This is a genomic window from Caenimonas sedimenti (genome assembly GCF_007833165.1).
GTDB lineage: Bacteria > Pseudomonadota > Gammaproteobacteria > Burkholderiales > Burkholderiaceae_C > Ramlibacter > Ramlibacter sedimenti.
The window spans coordinates 178,006-195,611 of record NZ_VOBQ01000002.1; the positions used below are offsets into that span (position 1 = coordinate 178,006).

Sequence of the window (17,606 nt, forward strand, 5' to 3'; positions counted from 1 at the left end):
AGGACAAACATGACCGACAGAAGACGATTTCTCACGGGCTTCGGCGCCATCGCCGGAGCGGTGAGCGCCGCCTCGGTGAGCAAGGTGGCCATGGCCGCTCTGCCCGAGCCGGTGATCCAGACCAAGCCCGACACCGCCGCGCCGCTGATCCCGAATACCGGGCGGCCCTACAACCCCGTGGTCACCTTGAACGGGTGGACGGCGCCTTGGCGCATGAACAACGGGGTGAAGGAGTTCCACCTTGTGGCCGAGCCCGTGGTGCGCGAGATGACTCCCGGCTTCAAGGCCCACCTGTGGGGCTACAACGGGCAATCCCCGGGGCCCACCCTCGAAGTGGTCGAGGGCGACCGCGTGCGCATCTTCGTGACCAACAAGCTGCCGGAGCACACCAGCATCCATTGGCACGGCCAGCGCCTGCCCAACGGCATGGACGGAGTGTCCGGCCTGACCCAGCCGTCGATTCCGTCCGGCAAGACGTTCGTCTACGAGTTCGTGGCGCGCAGGCCGGGGACGTTCATGTATCACCCGCACGCCGACGAGATGGTGCAGATGGCCATGGGGATGATGGGCTTCTGGATCACGCATCCGAAGGGCAAGCATCCGCTGATCGACGAGGTCGACCGCGACTTCGTGTTCCTGCTCAACGCCTACGACATCGATCCGGGGGCCTTCACGCCCAAGATCATGACGATGACGGACTTCAACATCTGGACGTTCAACAGCCGGGTGTTTCCGGGGATCTCGTCGATGAACGTGAAGCACGGCGACAAGGTGCGCATCCGCTTCGGCAACCTGTCGATGACGAATCACCCGATCCACCTGCACGGGCACGAGTTCCTCATCACCGGCACCGACGGCGGGCCCACGCCCAAGAGCACGCGCTGGCATGAGGTCACCACCGACATCGGGGTGGGGCAGATGCGCCAGATCGAGTTCCTGGCCGACGAGGAGGGCGACTGGGCGTTCCACTGCCACAAGTCGCACCACACCATGGGCGCGATGGGGCACGACGTGCCGACCATGATCGGCGTCGACCACCGCGGCGTGGCCAAGAAGATCGCGGGCTTGGTCCCCGACTACATGGTGATGGGCGAGCGCGGCATGGCGGACATGGGCGAGATGGAGATGCCCATACCCTACAACACCCAAAAGATGATGGCCGGCGAGGGCCCCTTCGGCGGCCTCGAGATGGGCGGCATGTTCACGACGGTGAAAGTGCGCCGCGAGCAGAAGCGCGGCGACTACTCCGACCCGGGCTGGTTCAAGCACCCCTCGGGCACGGTGGCCTACGAGTTCACGGGCCAGCTGCCGGAGCCGGCTCGCGCGAGCGCGCCGGCGGGGCAGAGCGCGCCGACCACCGCGGCCAGGACGCCCGCGGCAAAGGACGTGGAGGTCCGCGTCCGCAAACCAGCTTCGGGCCACAGCGGCCACTAACCCAAGGAGACATGAACATGAACAAATCAACTTTCGCCGCGATCGCCACCGCCGCCGCGCTCGCCCTCGCCGGCGGATCCGCCTTCGCCCACGAGAAGCACGACGCCAAGAAGGCTTCGGCTCCGGCGAAGAAGGAGCAGAAGCCCTGGGGCATCGCCGGGGACGCCAAGGACGCCAAGCGGACGATCGAGATCGCCATGAGCGACGACATGCGCTTCACGCCCTCGGTGATCGAGGTCAAGCAAGGCGAGACGGTGAAGTTCGTCGTGCGCAACAAGGGCAAGGTCCTGCACGAGATGGTCATCGGAGACAAGAAGACGCTCGACGAGCACGCGGCCCTGATGGTCAAGTTTCCGGGCATGGAGCACGACGAGCCCTACATGGCGCACGTCGCCGCGGGCAAGCAAGGCTCGCTACTCTGGAACTTCAACCGGCCCGGCGAGTTCGACTTCGCGTGCCTGATCGCCGGCCACTACCAGGCGGGCATGGTCGGAAAGATCAAGGTCGCCGCCGCGGGAGGAGCGAAATGACGACAGTCGCGATCTCGCGCAGGCGCGCCGTCTGCGCGGCGCTGATGCTCGCATGCGCGCCGGGTTTTACCGTGGCCGCCGCGCCGGCGGGGCCGACCGCCGTCGAGGTCTGGAAGGACCCCGAGTGCGGCTGCTGCAAGGACTGGGTGTCGCACATGGAAGCCAGCGGCTTCAAGGTGAAGGTGAACGACACCGGCAACAGCGCGGCGCGCGCGCGCCTGGGCATCGACAAGAAGCACGGCTCTTGCCACACGGCGGTCGTGGGCGGCTACGCGCTCGAAGGCCACGTGCCGGCGCGCGAGGTCAAGCGGCTTCTCGCCGAGAAGCCGGCGGCCGTCGGCCTGGCAGTCCCGGGCATGCCCGTGGGCTCGCCCGGCATGGACGGCGCGGTCTACGGCGGCCGCAAGGATTCCTTCGACGTGCTCCTGCTCGCGAAGGACGGAACAAGCAAGGTTTATCAACGTTACGAAGGGAAGAAATCATGAAGCACGTCAAGCAACTCCTCCTGGCCGCCGCTCTCTCCGCTGGCCTCTCCGCCACTGCGTTCGCGCAGCAAGCGGCTCCCGCGCACGCGTCGGCTCCCGCCGCCGCCGAGCTCACCGAAGGCGAGATCCGCAAGATCGACAAGTCGGTCGGGAAGATCACCGTGAAGCACGGCGAGATCAAGAACCTCGACATGCCTCCGATGACGATGGTCTTCGGCGTCAAGGACGCTGCGATGCTCGACAAGGTCAAGCAGGGCGACAAGGTGCGCTTCCGGGCAGCGAGCGAGGACGGCAAGTTCACGATCACCGAGATCCAAGCCGCGGCCCAATAAGCGCGCGTGTGGATGAGAGGCGCGCGGCGGGGCTTTCCCCGTCGCGCGCCTTGACCTTGCCACAGGGGCAAGGCCCACAGTGGCCGCTTCCAGCATCAAGGAGATCCGCATGAAACACGACGCCCGCGCCCAACCTCACCAAGGCGCAAAGCACGCGATCGAACACGGCGGCTCGTCCGCCCGCGCGTATTGGATGTTCGCGCTCAACCTGGCGCTCAGCCTCATCCCGATGTATCTCGCCATGTTCACCATGATCGACGGGCGCGGCGACTTCCGGAACAACGTGAACATGCTCTACATGGCGCTGACGATGCTCGCGCCCATGGGGATGATCATGCTCGCGACGATGGGCTCCATGTATGGGAACAAGCCGCTCAACCTCGCGCTCTACGCCGCCCTCGCCGTCCTCTTCGTGGGCTCCCTGTGGGCCACGCGGGCCCAGGCGCTGGTGGACGACAAGCAGTTCGTGGACTCGATGATCCCCCACCACTCGGGAGCCATTCTCATGTGCCGCGAGGCGCGTTTGGCCGACCCTGAGCTCGTGAAGCTCTGCGGCGAGATCGTGAAGGCGCAGCGGGCAGAGATCAGCCAGATGGAGGCCATCGCCGCGCGCCTACGCGCTCCGAAGTGATTTCCTCTTGACCTTACCATGGTGTCAAGGTCCAGACTGTCGATGAAGCAAACAAGGAGGTCCACATGCACGAGCTCAATGTCCCCAACATGAATTGCGGCGGGTGCGCCAAATCGGTGGCCCGCGCCATCTCCGCCGTCGATCCCGCCGCGAAGGTCGAGTTCGATCTGCGCGAGAAGAAGGTGATGATCGAGTCGGAGTCCGGGCGCGAGAGATTCGACGCCGCCCTGGCGGCCGCTTGGTTCAAACCGGCGTGACCTGGGTCAACCGGCTCGGCGATCGCCGCGCGCAACATCAATCCATTTGAGGAGATTTCGCCATGGACCAAAAACATTCGGCTCACACGCCAAGCGGCCCGGCGCCGTCGGCGCATGGGGCCATGGTCCATGGCGGGGCTGCATACGTCTGCCCCATGCACCCCGAAGTGCGCCGGGACGAGCCCGGGCGCTGTCCGATCTGCGGCATGGCGTTGCAGCTCGAGGGGACGCAGACGCCCGCGGCGCACGGTGGCCATGATCATCATGCCCACGGGAAACACGCTCCCGATCCTGGGGTCCATGCCGGCCACGCAGCGTCCGCCGCGAAGCCTGCGGCTATGGATGCGCCGAGCGGCGCCGCATACGTCTGCCCGATGCACCCGGAGATCCGTCGCGACGCGCCCGGCCACTGCCCCATCTGCGGCATGGCCTTGGAGCCCGAGATGCCGACCTTGGGCGAAGGCAAGGATCCCGAGCTCGCCGACTTCGAGCGGCGCTTCTGGTGGACCCTGCCGCTGACAGTCGTAGGCGTAATGCTCGCGATGTTCGGCCACTCGATGGAGCTCATGGACTCGCGGACGCAGACGTGGGTCGAGCTCGCGCTGGGCGCGCCGCTGGTGCTCTGGGCGGGGGCGCCCTTCTTCAAGCGCGGCTGGGAGTCGGTCGTCAACAAAAGCCCGAACATGTGGACGTTGATCGCGCTGGGCACCGGCGCGGCCTTCCTCTACTCGGTGGTGGCCACCGTCGCGCCGGGACTCTTCCCGGAGACGTTCGTCTCCATGGGCCGGGTGGCCGTCTACTTCGAAGCCGCCTCCGCCATCATCTCGCTCACGCTTCTCGGCCAAGTCTTGGAGCTGCGCGCGCGCTCGGGCGCGGGCGCAGCAATCAGGGCGCTCCTGGGGCTCGCCCCCAAGACCGCCAGGCGCGTGGAGCCCGACGGCTCGGAGGCCGACGTGCCGATCTCGCACGTCCACGAGGGCGATCTGCTGCGGGTGCGCCCGGGCGAGAAGGTCCCGGTCGACGGGTCAGTCGTGGAGGGCAAGAGCTTGGTGAACGAGTCGATGGTCACCGGCGAGCCGATGCCCGTGTCCAAGGGGCCAGGCGACAAGCTGATCGGCGCGACCATCAACACATCGGGAGCCTTGACGATGCGCGCCGAGAAGGTCGGGTCGGCGACGGTGCTCTCGCAGATCGTGCAAATGGTCGCGCAGGCGCAGCGGTCCAAAGCTCCGATGCAGCGCATGGCCGACGTCGTCGCCGGCTACTTCGTCGTGGGGGTGGTGATCGCGGCGCTGGCGACCTTCTTCGCCTGGGGCCTCTGGGGTCCGGAGCCCTCCTGGGTCTACGGCCTGATCAACGCCGTGGCGGTGCTGATCATCGCCTGCCCGTGCGCGCTGGGACTCGCGACTCCGATGTCGGTCATGGTGGCCACCGGGGAGGGCGCCAAGCGCGGAGTTTTGTTCAGGGACGCCTCCGCCATCGAGAACATGCGCAAGGTGGACGTGTTGATCGTCGACAAGACCGGCACGCTCACCGAAGGCAAGCCCGCCTTCCAGAAGGCGGTCGCGGCGCCGGGATTCACCGAGGACGAAGTCCTGCGCCTGGCCGCGAGCCTCGACCAAGGCAGCGAGCACCCGCTCGCCCACAGCATCGTCGAAGCGGCCAAGGCCAAGGGCCTGGCGCTGACCAAAGCCGACTCGTTCGATTCGAGCACCGGCATTGGCGTCACCGGAACGGTGGAGGGGAAGAGCCTCGCGCTGGGCAACAGCGCCTTGATGGAGAAGCTGGGCGTCGACGTCGCCGCCTTGTCCGAGCCAGGCCGGGAGCTGCGCGAGAGCGGAGCCAGCGTCATGCACCTGGCGGTGGACGGGCGCTTCGCGGGACTGCTGGCCGTGGCGGATCCGGTCAAGGCGACGACGGCGGAGGCGATCGCGCGGCTTCGGGCGCAGGGCGTGCGCCTGGTCATGGCCACCGGCGACGGCTCGGCCACCGCGAAGTCGGTCGCGCGGACGCTCGGCATCGACGAGGTGCATGGCGAGGTCACGCCGGCCGACAAGCTCGAGCTCGCCCGCAAATTCAAATCGCAGGGGCTGGTGGTCGCGATGGCGGGCGACGGCATCAACGACGCTCCGGCGCTCGCCGGCGCGGACGTCGGCATCGCCATGGGAGCCGGGACCGACGTGGCCATGGAAAGCGCGCAGGTGACCCTCGTGAAGGGGGACCTTCGAGGCATCGCCGACGCGCGCGACCTCTCGGAGGCCTCCGTGCGCAACATGCGACAGAACCTGATGTTCGCCTTCCTCTACAACGCGCTGGGAATCCCCCTGGCGGCCGGCGTTCTCTACCCGTGGACAGGCTGGCTGCTGTCTCCGATGCCCGCGGCGCTGGCGATGAGCCTGAGCTCCGTCTCCGTAGTCGGAAACGCCTTGCGGCTGAAGCGGTGGCGCTCCTAAGTCCACGGTGCGCCGCTCGCCCCGCCGCGATCGTCGCTCCGCTCCTGCATACCGCGAACCCCGCGCGGGCCAAGATCACCAAACGGCCGACCCCAACGGGCGTCCCATGTCGAGTTCAACCAAGGAGTCAACTATGAAATCGTTCGTCAAAGCCTTTCCCGCCGCCGCCATCTTCCTGGCCTTCCTCGCTCCTGTCGCCCACGCGGCGGACAAGGATATGAAGGCCATGATGATGAAGGGGCACGAAAAGATGATGTCCATGTCGATGACGGGCAAGCCCGACGTCGACTTCGCGATGGCCATGCGCGAGCACCACATGGGCGCCGTGGAGATGGCCCAGTGGCAGATCGACCATGGCAAGGACGCGAAGATGAAGCAGATGGCGCGCAAGATCATCGCCGACCAGAAGAAGGAGATCGCCCAGTTCGATCAGTTCCTGGCCAAGAACGGCCACGGGGGCGACGCGAAGGGCAAGGGCCACGCCGGACACGCGCCGGCCAAGTAGACAGGTCCGCTAGGAGGGCGCGAATGCGCGCTAACAGGGCTGACAAAGAAATCGCTTGACCTTGCCACGATGGCAAGGTTGATACTTTCTTCATCAACCCAGAAAGGCGCCTTCCATGATCACATTCCACATCCCCGACATGACCTGCGGAAGCTGCGCGAGCGCGATCGCGCGCGCCGTGGCGAAAGTCGACGAGCACGCCCGCCTCGAAGTCAGCATCGGGCAGAAGCTTCTGTCGGTGCAAAGCGCCGCGACGGAAAGCGAGCTCGCCAAAGCCATCCAGGAGGCTGGCTACGCCCCTGCGAAGTTGACCGCCTCGGCGCCTCGCCCCGCGCCCGCTTCCGGCGGATGCTGCGGCGGGGCGCGGAAGGCAGCGTCCACGAGCGGCGCGCAAGCGGCCCTGGCGGGCCGAAGCTCCTGCTGCGGCTGACGCGGAGGTTTGTGGGCCATGAGCGCGCCGGGCGCTCATGGCTCGGCATCGCCCAGGCTTCCTTTGCAACGTGGCGCGCGAAAGCTATGCAACCGCGCAGAGGAGGCGGCGAATCGGCAAAGACGGCGCATTCCCCTACGCGCCAGGCTTGCCGCTGAGCGGACGCGGCCTCCTTTAGAGGGAGGATGCCTTAGGTGGCCGCCGCTCGGCGCCACTCGCTTCCCGACATTGGATGACGTGGATCAAGTCGGCGCGGCGCCAGCCGGCGCAGCATGGCTCGAACCTCCACCAACTTAGGAAAGCTCAATGAAAACCACTCGCCTCATTCCCTTAGCGCTCCTCGCCGCGGCTCTTGCGGTCCCCGGCTACGCCGCCACGACGGCCGACGAGCACGAGAAGCACAAGAAAGAAGCGGCCGCGGCCGCCGCCTCCTCGTCGCCGAAGGCGCAGCCTGGCAAGCACGCCGCCCACATGGGCATGATGGACTCGCAGACCGGCGCGATGAAAGCCATGCGCGAGAAGATGATGGCCGCTAAGACGCCCGAGGAGAAAAGCGCGCTCATGAGCGAGCACATGAAGACCATGGGCGCGGGCATGGCGATGATGAAAGAGATGCCCAAGGGCATGGGCGACATGAAGAACTCCAAGGGCATGGCGGAACACCACGCCATGATGGAGAAGCGCATGGCCATGATGGGCGCGGCCATGGACATGATGAGCGACCGCCTCCCGCAGCCGGCCAAGTAAGGGGAGCGCGCCATGACGCAGGATCCCGCGACCGACTTGTCTCCGGGCTCGACCGAGAGCGCGGGTCTTGGCGCGTTTTTCCGATCTGACTACGCGTTGGGCTACCTGGTGCTGGGGGCCCTCGCGACCTACCTGTATTTCAGCGACCACCGAGCGCATTTCCTCGGCGCGTTGCCTTTCCTGCTGCTCCTCGCCTGCCCCTTGATGCACGTCTTCATGCACCGCGGCCACGGCGGGCATGGCTCGCATGGGGCGCGCAGTCTAAGCGCCGACGGAGGTCCGAAATGACCGACGACCGCAGCTCGCTCAAGGCCGCGGAATTGTTGTCGCTCGCAGGGCTGGCGGCGGCGGGCGCGGGGGGAGCCCTTTTGCTTCAACAGTGGCTCGGGCCATACGCGGTCGCGATCTTCGCCGTCGGCCTCGCGGTCCATGCGGCGGGCATGTGGAGCAAGCACCGCATCGAGGCGCGGGTGCAGGTTCGAACCGCGCCGTGGGAGCCGATCCTCTACGGCCTCTGCTGGTTCGCCCTGGTCGCGCTCGCCGCATGCTTGCTCGTCCCCGGCTTCGCGCCACGATAGGAGAAATGATATGCAAACGCTGAGTTTCGACGTTGGAGGCATGACCTGCGGCGGATGCCGCGTCAAGGTGGAGCACCGGCTAGGCCAGCTTGCTGGCGTGAGCCAGGCGATGGTCGATTTGCAACCTGGACTCGCGACGGTCGTTATCGATCCGGCGCTCGCCAGCCCAGCGCAGGTAATATCCGCGATCAACGAAGCCCGATTCTCGGCCACCGCCAGGACCACCGGGGCGGACGCATGACCCGCCTGTCCGGCAAGGTGTTCGCCGTCTGCGGGTTGTGGATGGTCCTGCTGGGCGTCTATTTCATTCTCCTGCGCCCCGCTTTGCTGCCGGAGGATCCGCGCTTCATGGGCACCTCGCTCGAGGCGCTGCGCGTGGCCGCTCCTGGGCTCGAGCGTTGGCTGGGCCACGTCTTCAACGTGATGGGCGGATTCATGGTCGCGGCCGGCGCGCTCACCGCGCTTGTCGCTTGGCGGTTCCTGGCGTCGCGGGCGCCGGGCGCGCTGCTCGCGATGGTCGTCGCCGGCGCGTTCAGCGTCGGCCTCATGAGCGCGACCAACTTCATGCTGCATTCCGACTTCCGCTGGCTGCTGCTGGTCCCGGCGTTGCTATGGGCGGCGGGGCTCGCGTGCTACCTGCGGGAGGCGCGCTCCGGCGACGCGGGTGTCACGAGGCGCGACCGCGCCGCGAGCCCGGCCTCGGAGACCCCCAAGCGAGCGTAGCCTTGAGCGCGAATCCCGGCCAGAGCGGGGCTGCGCCGCCAGGCGCGGAGCTGATTCGCTCGATCGGGCCATTTCAGCTGACGCTGTATGGGCTCGGCAGCATGCTGGGGTCGGGCATCTACGGACTGATAGGCCAAGCGGCGGGGCAGGTGGGGAACGCCGTGTGGGCGTCGTTCCTCGTCGCCATGGTCGCGGCGCTGCTGACCGCGCTGTCATACGCTTCGCTCGGCTCGCGCTACCCCCGCGCGGGCGGAGCCGCGTTCGTGACGCAGAAGGCCTACGGCATGCCTCTCCTGAGCTTCGTCGTGGGCTTGGCGGTGGTTTGCTCCGGCTTGGCGTCGGTGGCCACGCAGTCGCAGGTGTTCGCGCGAAACCTCGCCGTCCTGGTTGGCTCCCCGGCCTTTCCCGTGTGGGCGACAGGCGCCGGCTTCCTTCTCGTGATGGCCGCCCTCGTCCTGCGCGGGATCAGGGAATCGATGTGGGTGAACGTCGCCTTCACCTTGGTCGAGGCCGCCGGCCTCCTCCTCGTCATCGCCGTGGGCATCCCTTACTGGGGCTCGGTGGACCTGCTGGCGATGCCGGAGGCGCCTGGCGGCGGCGACTCCACCGCGATGCTGCTGGTGATGCACGGAGCGGTGCTGACGTTCTTCGCGTTCATCGGGTTCGAGGACACCCTGAACGTCGCCGAGGAGTGCCGCGACCCGCAGCGCACGATCCCCATCGCGCTCGTGACAGCGATGGCCATCGGCGCGCTGATCTACGTGGCCGTCGCCGTGACGGCCGTGTCCGTGGTGCCGTGGCTGGAGCTGTCGATGGCCCCCGGTCCCCTGACGGAGGTCGTCGCGCGCGCGGCGCCGGCCATATCGCCTTGGGTCTTCACGCTGGTGACCTTGTTCGCCGTCGCCAACACTGCGCTGGTCAACTACATCACGAGTTCGCGCCTGGTCTACGGCATGGCGCGCCAGGGGCTGTTGCCGCCCGCGCTCGGGCATGTGCATCCCCGGACGCGCACGCCGCGCTGGGCCGCGCTCGCGCTGTTGGCTATCCTGCTCCCGCTCGGCTTGTTCGGCAGCGTTGCGAATCTGGCCTCAGCGTCGGTGCTGCTGCTCCTTGTCGTGTTCGCCGTCGTGAACGGCGCGCTGTTCGTCCTCAAGGGGCGCGAGGGCGAGCCAAAGGGCCGTTTCGAGATACCGCGCTGGGTGCCGGCCGCCGGGACCGCCATATGCCTTCTGCTCGTTGGCATCCGGGTGTCCAGCAGCGATTGGCAGGCTCCTGCCTTGGCGGGAGGGCTTCTGGTCGGAATTTTGGCGCTGTATGCCCTGCTGCGTCCCTCGGGGGCGTCTGGGCTGGTTGAAGCGTAAATTGGCTGCACGCGTGAGCGGCTGGGGCGGGCGGAGCAGAACGTGCCTACGCGGCTCTGCGCGCCAGGGCGCTGGATGCCGTCGCCTTCTTGGCGCCGCCATGGACGGGCGCCTCGCGCCCCAGGTCTTCGAGGATCGGGCATTCGGGACGGTGGTCGCCCTGGCAGCAGTGGACCAGGTGCGACAGCGTCTTGCGCATGGACTGCATCTCCTCAAGCTTGCGATCGAGCTCGGCCAGGTGCGCGGCGGCGACTTTCTTCACGCTGCTGCTCGGGCGCCTGCGGTCTTGCCAAAGCTTCACCAGCTCGCTGATCTCCGGGATGGAGAAGCCCAAGTCGCGCGACCGCTTGATGAACCGCAGCGTGTGGACTTCCGGCTGCCCATACACCCGATAGCCCGACTCGGTGCGGTGGACCTTGGGCAGGAGTCCCAGAGACTCGTAGTGGCGAACCATCTTCGGCGTCACTCCCGCCTTCTCGGCGGCTTCTCCGATGTTCATTCCTTCGGCAATCGTCTTCATGAAGCCCTTCCTTTCCAGCGGCGCAGCGTCAAAGCGTTGGCGACCACGCTCACCGACGAGAACGCCATGGCGGCTCCGGCGAGCATGGGGTTGAGCATCCCGAACGCTGCGAGCGGGATGCCGACGATGTTGTAGACGAAAGCCCAAAACAGGCCTTGGCGGATCTTCGCGTAAGTCTTGCGCGAGATCTCGATGGCGTCGGCCACCAGTCGCGGGTCGCCGCGCATCAGGGTGACCCCGGCCGCGTGCATGGCGACCTCGGTGCCGGTGGACATCGAAAAGCCCACGTCGGCGGCGGCGAGAGCCGGCGCGTCGTTGATGCCGTCTCCGACCATGGCGACCGAGAGGCCCCCGGCTTTGAGCTCGCTCACCACCTGCGCCTTGTCGGCCGGCAGGACTTCGGCTCGGATGTCCGTGATGCCCAGCTCCTGCGCGGCGACGCGGGCGGCGCCCTTGTTGTCGCCGGTGACCATGACGACCTTCACGCCTTGCTCCGCGAGGCTGCGAACAGCTTCCTTGGCCGTGGCCTTGGCGGAGTCGCCGAACGCGAGAAGTCCCACCAGGCGCGCGGGGGCGCCGCCTTCAGCCAACCACGACACCGTGCGGCCTTCGTCTTCGAGCTCCTGAGCGCGCTTCGCCAACGGAGCGAGGTCGACGCCAAGCTCGTTCATCCAGCGGGTGCTGCCGAGGCTGAGCGTTTGGCCTTTCACTTGGGCCGACATGCCGCGGCCCGCGACCGACTTCGCGTCCTGGACGGGAGCGACGCTCGCCAGGTTCTCCTTGGCGGCGTCCATCACGGCGCGGGCCAGCGGATGCTCGCTGCCGGACTGCACGCTCGCCGCGAGTCGCAGAAGGCCGGCGCTGTCGCCGTCGGCGGCTTCGAACGCCACCAGGCGCGGTTTGCCCTCGGTCAGGGTTCCAGTCTTGTCGAAGGCGACGACCTTCACGTTGTGGGCGACTTCCAGCGCCTCAGCGTCCTTGATCAAGATGCCGCGGCGGGCTGCGACTCCCGTGCCGGCCATGATGGCCGTCGGCGTGGCGAGTCCCAAGGCACAGGGACAGGCGATGACCAAGACGGCCACCGCGTTGAGAATCGCGCGCTCCCAATCTCCGGTCGAGAGGCCCCAAGCGAGAAGCGTGAGCAGAGCGATGCCGAGGACGACCGGGACGAAGACCTCGCTCACCTGGTCCACCAGGCGCTGGACCGGAGCCTTCTTGGTTTGGGCCGACTCCACCATGCGGGCGATTCGCGACAGGGTCGACTCCGCGCCGACCGCGGTGGCGCGGGCGGTGAAGAGGCCTTCGGCGTTGACTGATCCGCCAACGACCTTCGCGCCGGGCGACTTCGAGACCGGCAGGCTCTCGCCGGTGATGAGCGACTCGTCCACGTGAGTGGATCCTTCGAGGATCTCGCCGTCCACGGGCACGCGTTCTCCTGGGCGCACCACCACGGTGTCGCCGACTTTGACCGCCGAGGCGGGCACGTCGACCTCAACGTCGCCGCGGCGCACGCGGGCGGTGTCGGGGCGCAGCGCGTTCAGCGCCCGAATGGCTTCGGTGGTCTGGCGCTTGGCGCGGCCTTCGAGCCACTTGCCCAGGAGCACCAGGGTGATCACGACGGCTGACGCCTCGAAGTAGAGGTGCGCAGCCTCGCCGTGGCCTTCGTGGCCGATGCCTGCGATGAGGAGGTAGAGCGAGAGGCCGTATCCGGCCGACGTGCCCAGCGCGACCAAGAGGTCCATGTTGCCGGCGCGCGCCTTGACCGCCTTCCAGGCGGAGCGGTAGAAGCGGGCGCCCAGCCAGAATTGCACGGGCGTCGCGAGCGCGAGCTGCCACCAGCCGGGAAGCGCCCAATCGGCTCCGAACAGCATGCCGAGCATGGGCAGCACGAGAGGAACGGAGAGCGCGGCGGCCACTGCGACCGGCCACCAATCTGGCCAACCCGTCTTCGCGGCTTCGGCGGAATCCGCGTCCGCCGCTTGGGGCAGCTTCGCTCCGTATCCGGCCTTCTCGATGGCGGCCACGAGTCGGGGCAGGACGTCGTCCGCGCGGCCGACGAACTTGACCTCGGCCTTCTCCGTGGCGAGGTTCACTTCCGCGAAGGTCACTTCCGGCAGCTTGCGCAGCGCCTTCTCGACGCGGGAGACGCAGGAGGCGCAGGTCATGCCTTCGATGGAGAGGCTGACTTGGTCCTCCCGCACCGAGTAGCCAGCCTTCTCGACCGCGCCGCGCAAGGTTGCGAGGTCCACATCCTTCGACGCCGAGACGCTGGCGCTCTCGGTGGCGAGGTTCACGTTGGCGCGCTCGACGCCGGGGACTTTGGCGAGCGCCTTCTCGACCCGAGACACGCACGACGCGCAGGTCATGCCCTCGATGGGCAGCTCAATGCCCAGCTTCTCTAGGTTCATGGTCGCCAGGCTGGCGGGCAACGTCGTCGTGTTCTGCATGGTTGGCTCCTAGCGCCCGAAAACCAGGCGATGGAGGAATGATCAACCTTGCCATCATGACAAGGTCAAGCCCCTTCTTCGAAAAGGTTTTTCGCGCAGCCCTGTTGACTCTGACACGGTGGCAACCTTGACGATGCAGTCCTTCATCCACTTCTCAAGGACTCACCATGATCGAACTTAACCTCCCCGACATGAGCTGCGGCCACTGCGCGAGCACTGTCGCCAAGACGGTCGCCTTCGTCGACCCGGCGGCCAAGGTCGAGGTGGACCTGCAAACCAAGCTGGTCAAGATCGAGTCGACCGAGGACCGCAAGGACTTCGCCGAGGCGCTGACCGACGCCGGCTACCCGCCGGCGCAGTGACGCGGGCCGTGGCGATGGACCTGAGATATTTGCCGCCCCTCCCAATGGGGCTGATAAACAGTTGCGCTGCGCGATCTGGCCGAGCGCGTTGGACGTCCCGCCGTGGCCCTCCCGCGCCGGCTGCCGCGCCGACCAGCGCCTCCGTTCTCGCCTCGGTGTGTGCCGCGGCGCTGATCAACTCTATGGAGTGGGGCCAGGGCGACGTGCGTTTCCTCGTCGCCATCAGTCTAGGCAGTCTGGTGGCCACCTCTGCTCTGGCGATCGGATGGACGAACGAGCCCGAGCAGCTGGCCCGATGGGCCGCGAAGGCCCTGGTCGCCGCTGTCACATCGACGCTCCCAGCGCTCGTCGCGCCTTGACACGCCCGAGCCAGATCGATACGCATAGTCGAGCCGCGCAACGGCAGCGTTGGCTGACTAACGCTAATAGTGCGTTTTCGCTACTTGGCCACGCGACTGCGTGACTCGCTGAAGCCGCAAGTCATCCGCAGTAGACCTTGAGAGGCACTTGGTAAGTCTCAGAAAGGAACCTCTCGGTCACACCCAGCAGTGCAAGCTGATGCTCCGCCGCGCCTAGCTTTGACAGGCCGGGCTGGACGATGTAGACCCGCAGGGCGACCGCGCATACGCGACTGAGGTCGCGGATTTCTGCGAGGCGGTCCTTTGAACCAACCTCAAAGCGAGTAGGCCTTCCATTCTCGATACGGTCAGCCTCCCGCTTCAAGAGATGCGCAAAGAGATCAGTACGTCGGTTCTTGTTGTGAAGCCACATGACACTGCGTTGGGCCTGCCCGCAGACGACGTACATGTCGTCGATGCGTGCCCCAGGCGTGTCTCCGCCAGAGTACTTGCAATGATAAAGATCCACCGTGATCAGGCGCGGCTCGTTCGGGCTATCCAGACTTATGCCGACGATGTCCGCGGCCTCACCGGCACCGTCGTCGTCCAGCAGAATTTCGTGCCGATTCTCTGCCCTGATTTGCTCGATGGTCCGGAACTGCACGGAGTCCGTGCGGCGCTCCTCTCGCTGCGACTCTTTAGTGATGTCGATGCCTGTCCAGTCAAGCTGCTCCAAACGGTCGCGCGAAAACAGCTGCGCGGAGGTGCGCAGCTCGACATGGGTGTTCCCCTCTAGCTTGGAGCCGTCGGCGAACCAGATCGTGGGTGGGTTCTCGGTGAGGTAGGCGCACAGATCCGAGGTCGCACCGCGCCGAATTGTCGCGGTGGTGGCGCCTACATAGACAAACTCAAAGTCCAATGCGTCACCGCGGCTCACGAAGTTGAGCTGGAGTTGAACCTCTCCCCTCTCGCTGAATACTCGCACAACCAGCGGACCAGTCGCGCTGTAGTCTCGGAGTTCGATACTGACGTTGGTGAGGTGCTCCTCTGTTGTTTGCGAGAACGAGATTTTGGTCGCGGACTCGACCAATTCGAGCAGTTCCACCGGCCAGTCCACGGCCACTGGAACCACCGCTGGCCGGGCGTTGACTAGCCGGGGTATCAGGGTGCCCTTCAAGACCTCCTCGGGGTCAATATTCTGGTCAATGAGCTTGGCGCCAACTCGCTTGCACCAGGAGGCGTACTCGTTCACCTTCAGGCGCAAGGTGGCCCAGACCCGCCCCTTCTTGCCTGCACCAATCGAAGCCGGACCACCGTTTTCAAAGCCGAAGCCAGCGAGGACGGCCTTTGTCGTCGTTGCCAACGTGGTGTCCGACAGGCGCGCGCCTACGTCGGGCCCCATGCGACCCGTGTACCGGATTTGGCGCCCGAATTGCTCATCCAAGCCGACGTTCATCAGCATCAGTCGGTTGATGCCGGCGAAGGCGCGGAAAACTTCGGGCGCTTGGATCAGCTCGACATCAGAGCCGCACAGGGCCCGTGCAAACGGGGAGTACATGCCCGTGTTTGTCGATCCGTGGATAAAGAGTAGCGACTGTTCCTTGTCCCAGATAGCGATGCAAAGCTCCCAGACCATTCCTTCGACCGCCGGGACATCGGTCCAAGGCACGCCCTGCCTCCTAGCGGCGATGATGATCAGCATCCGCTCCTTCTCGTTGAGGATGCGATAGATCTCCTCTCCTTCAGCAAGACCAGGAAAGGCGAGCTTGTACTCTGAAGGCTTCCATTGGCCACAGTGCGTGCGATAGGCCACCATGCTCGCGGCAGGTCTGATTTCGTTCACCGGGATTTCGTCGATCTGGCTGTCGAAGCCCTTCATGAACCGTTGAGCCTCCAGCTCCTGTCCTATAGCGCCTTCGCTCAAGGCCGGCAGAAGCAGGTTCCAATCTGGATCCTGTGTGTAGAGCGTTCGGAGTTCCTCACGTAGGTTGACGTCAGCGATGTTGGCGATGAAGACCGGATCGCCCAGGTCGGCCCTCGACCTTGTGAAGCGGCCCGCCAGTTGCAAAGTGACGGCCAGGCTCTTGCGCAAATCGTGGAATGCCGCGATCTTCAGCTCTGGCATGTCAAAGCCCTCGCCCAGCATGTCCACACAAACCACGATGCGCGACTGGCGTTGGTCCAACTGACTGCGCGCTGCCTTGGCGTCAGCCTTCTTCATGCCGCTGTGAAGCATGACCGGATTGAACTGGCCAAGCTCCTCGTAGATCGCAAGCACCTGGGCAGCCCGCATTTGCGTCGACACTCTGGCCATGGCGACGTGCAGACCGCTAGCGTCCGCCTTGAGTTCTTCAATGACCTTCGCCGCAATATCGCGGTCAGCCCGAGCGCTATTGAACGCGTAGACCGAACTAAACCTGATTTCTTTAAAATAGCCCTCGCGTTGGGCCTGCCTCATCGGATAGACGTAGACGATTTCTCCATCAAGGGGGACGCCATCTTCGCGGAAAGGCGTCGCGGTGAACTGCAACACGTAGCGACTCTGCGCCTTGAAAACCGACTTGAACGCATGCCAGGTCGGCGCTTCAGCGTGGTGAGCCTCGTCAATGAACAGGTGCGTGCACAGCTCGGCCATCCTGGCCTGCACCTCATCGCTGCACTTCCCTGCTAAGGCGCTAGTCGTCACCACAACGTTGCAGCGCCGGAACAGCTCGTCGACCTCATCGGCGGTAACGGGCCGCTTTTCGAGGACGCCGACAATGGGACGCAGCACACCGGCGGCGAGTAGCACTGAGTTCGGGTCCTTCAGGATGCCCAAGGTGAAGAATTTCAGTGCGACTTGGGTTCTCAGTGCATCCGTCGGCACGATCACCATAATTCGCGTGCAGCGCGCGGAAATCATCGTGGCCAACATCGTCTCCGTCTTGCCCGTTCCGGTCGGCATAACCACCGTCGCGACGTCGCTCTTGGTGGACCAATGGGCGTGGATCGCGTGCAAGGCGCCGAGTTGCGGGCGGCGCAAGCCCACTTCGCCTTCTCGAAGTTGCTCCTCGCCCACGAAGTTGAACGCGGCCAACCAGCTGTCTCGGATTCGGGCGGGCGTGAGGCCGCTGTCCAATTCGGGATGCGTAAGCCATCGGCCCTTGCTCAGGTCCGCGGTATCTGTTCCTTCAAGCACGGCGCCGAGCAGCACCGGTCCGTCGCTCGGCATCTGATCCCGCGCTGGAGCCTTGGGGAAGACGTACAGCACGCGCCCGTCCGCAGCGGCAAGTTTCCATCCTGCTCTGGATGGCAGCACGAACTTTATCCAGTCGCCCTCCATGTCTTGCGACGGATTCGCGAGCTGGCCGATGAACCCTCGCGAGGTCTTAAAGTCAACGCCCTTCACGGGCGGCAAAGTTAGCCGCATCACAGTCCCTCCCCTGGGTCGACTAGGCCTGCTCTTCCTTGATGTGTCTAATCGTAAATCAGAT

The 17,606-nt window shown here is 65.9% G+C and carries 19 protein-coding genes; 16 read left to right on the forward strand and 3 right to left on the reverse strand.

The window, feature by feature from the left end; translation table 11 throughout:
- The first annotated feature begins 9 nt into the window (after positions 1–9).
- From FN976_RS01820 to FN976_RS01890, 15 genes are all read left to right on the forward strand, one after another.
- A complete protein-coding gene (locus tag FN976_RS01820; protein ID WP_145890380.1) occupies positions 10–1,434 on the forward strand; it encodes a multicopper oxidase family protein in 1,425 nt (474 codons plus the stop codon).
- A 17-nt stretch (positions 1,435–1,451) separates the two neighbouring features.
- Positions 1,452–1,964, forward strand: coding sequence for a cupredoxin domain-containing protein (locus FN976_RS01825; protein ID WP_145890382.1), 513 nt, complete (start codon positions 1,452–1,454; stop codon positions 1,962–1,964).
- Entirely contained in the window at positions 1,961–2,449 is a 489-nt protein-coding gene (locus tag FN976_RS01830) for a DUF411 domain-containing protein (RefSeq protein ID WP_145890384.1), read from the forward strand. The genes FN976_RS01825 and FN976_RS01830 overlap by 4 nt, the downstream gene beginning before the upstream one ends.
- Positions 2,446–2,781 (forward strand): copper-binding protein, encoded by a 336-nt coding sequence (locus tag FN976_RS01835; RefSeq protein ID WP_145890386.1) that lies wholly within the window; start codon positions 2,446–2,448, stop codon positions 2,779–2,781. The genes FN976_RS01830 and FN976_RS01835 overlap by 4 nt, the downstream gene beginning before the upstream one ends.
- Positions 2,782–2,890: 109 nt before the next feature.
- The gene (locus FN976_RS01840) at positions 2,891–3,412 is read left to right on the forward strand and encodes a DUF305 domain-containing protein (RefSeq protein WP_145890389.1); all 522 of its coding nucleotides are present in this window, start codon (positions 2,891–2,893) and stop codon (positions 3,410–3,412) included.
- A 65-nt stretch (positions 3,413–3,477) separates the two neighbouring features.
- Positions 3,478–3,669 (forward strand): heavy-metal-associated domain-containing protein, encoded by a 192-nt coding sequence (locus tag FN976_RS01845; RefSeq protein ID WP_145890391.1) that lies wholly within the window; start codon positions 3,478–3,480, stop codon positions 3,667–3,669.
- A 62-nt stretch (positions 3,670–3,731) separates the two neighbouring features.
- Positions 3,732–6,122 carry a copper-transporting P-type ATPase gene (locus FN976_RS01850; protein ID WP_145890393.1) on the forward strand — a complete coding sequence of 797 codons (2,391 nt, stop codon included), beginning with the start codon at positions 3,732–3,734 and terminating at the stop codon, positions 6,120–6,122.
- A gap of 133 nt (positions 6,123–6,255) precedes the next feature.
- The gene (locus tag FN976_RS01855; protein ID WP_145890396.1) at positions 6,256–6,627 is read left to right on the forward strand and encodes a DUF305 domain-containing protein; all 372 of its coding nucleotides are present in this window, start codon (positions 6,256–6,258) and stop codon (positions 6,625–6,627) included.
- A gap of 115 nt (positions 6,628–6,742) precedes the next feature.
- Positions 6,743–7,057: a heavy-metal-associated domain-containing protein gene (locus FN976_RS01860; RefSeq protein WP_145890400.1), complete on the forward strand. Its 315-nt coding sequence runs from the start codon at positions 6,743–6,745 to the stop codon at positions 7,055–7,057.
- 306 nt (positions 7,058–7,363) lie between these two features.
- A complete protein-coding gene (locus FN976_RS01865; RefSeq protein ID WP_145890401.1) occupies positions 7,364–7,804 on the forward strand; it encodes a hypothetical protein in 441 nt (146 codons plus the stop codon).
- Between the two features lie 12 nt (positions 7,805–7,816).
- Positions 7,817–8,092 carry a DUF2933 domain-containing protein gene (locus FN976_RS01870; RefSeq protein ID WP_145890402.1) on the forward strand — a complete coding sequence of 92 codons (276 nt, stop codon included), beginning with the start codon at positions 7,817–7,819 and terminating at the stop codon, positions 8,090–8,092.
- Positions 8,089–8,382 carry a hypothetical protein gene (locus FN976_RS01875; RefSeq protein WP_145890403.1) on the forward strand — a complete coding sequence of 98 codons (294 nt, stop codon included), beginning with the start codon at positions 8,089–8,091 and terminating at the stop codon, positions 8,380–8,382. The genes FN976_RS01870 and FN976_RS01875 overlap by 4 nt, the downstream gene beginning before the upstream one ends.
- Positions 8,383–8,392: 10 nt before the next feature.
- Positions 8,393–8,623, forward strand: a complete 231-nt coding sequence (locus FN976_RS01880) for a heavy-metal-associated domain-containing protein (protein ID WP_145890404.1) — start codon at positions 8,393–8,395, stop codon at positions 8,621–8,623.
- Positions 8,620–9,105: a hypothetical protein gene (locus FN976_RS01885; RefSeq protein WP_255440033.1), complete on the forward strand. Its 486-nt coding sequence runs from the start codon at positions 8,620–8,622 to the stop codon at positions 9,103–9,105. Before FN976_RS01880 ends, FN976_RS01885 begins: the two co-directional genes overlap by 4 nt.
- A 2-nt stretch (positions 9,106–9,107) precedes the next feature.
- A complete protein-coding gene (locus FN976_RS01890) occupies positions 9,108–10,466 on the forward strand; it encodes an APC family permease (RefSeq protein WP_222432758.1) in 1,359 nt (452 codons plus the stop codon).
- A 46-nt stretch (positions 10,467–10,512) separates the two neighbouring features.
- Here FN976_RS01890 and cueR read toward each other — a convergent pair whose 3' ends face one another.
- Together cueR and FN976_RS01900 are read right to left on the reverse strand one after the other, a co-directional pair.
- Entirely contained in the window at positions 10,513–10,965 is a 453-nt protein-coding gene (gene cueR, locus FN976_RS01895) for a Cu(I)-responsive transcriptional regulator (protein ID WP_284699194.1), read from the reverse strand.
- 17 nt (positions 10,966–10,982) lie between these two features.
- Complete coding sequence (locus FN976_RS01900) at positions 10,983–13,433, reverse strand: heavy metal translocating P-type ATPase (RefSeq protein ID WP_145890407.1); 2,451 nt, start codon at positions 13,431–13,433, stop codon at positions 10,983–10,985.
- Positions 13,434–13,600: 167 nt separating this feature from the next.
- Between FN976_RS01900 and FN976_RS01905 the strand changes: the two genes are divergently transcribed.
- Positions 13,601–13,795, forward strand: coding sequence for a heavy-metal-associated domain-containing protein (locus FN976_RS01905; protein WP_145890408.1), 195 nt, complete (start codon positions 13,601–13,603; stop codon positions 13,793–13,795).
- Positions 13,796–14,275: 480 nt separating this feature from the next.
- Here the strand turns inward: FN976_RS01905 and FN976_RS01910 are convergent, their stop codons facing one another.
- Positions 14,276–17,521: a DEAD/DEAH box helicase gene (locus FN976_RS01910; protein WP_349291327.1), complete on the reverse strand. Its 3,246-nt coding sequence runs from the start codon at positions 17,519–17,521 to the stop codon at positions 14,276–14,278.
- Positions 17,522–17,606: the final 85 nt, after the last annotated feature.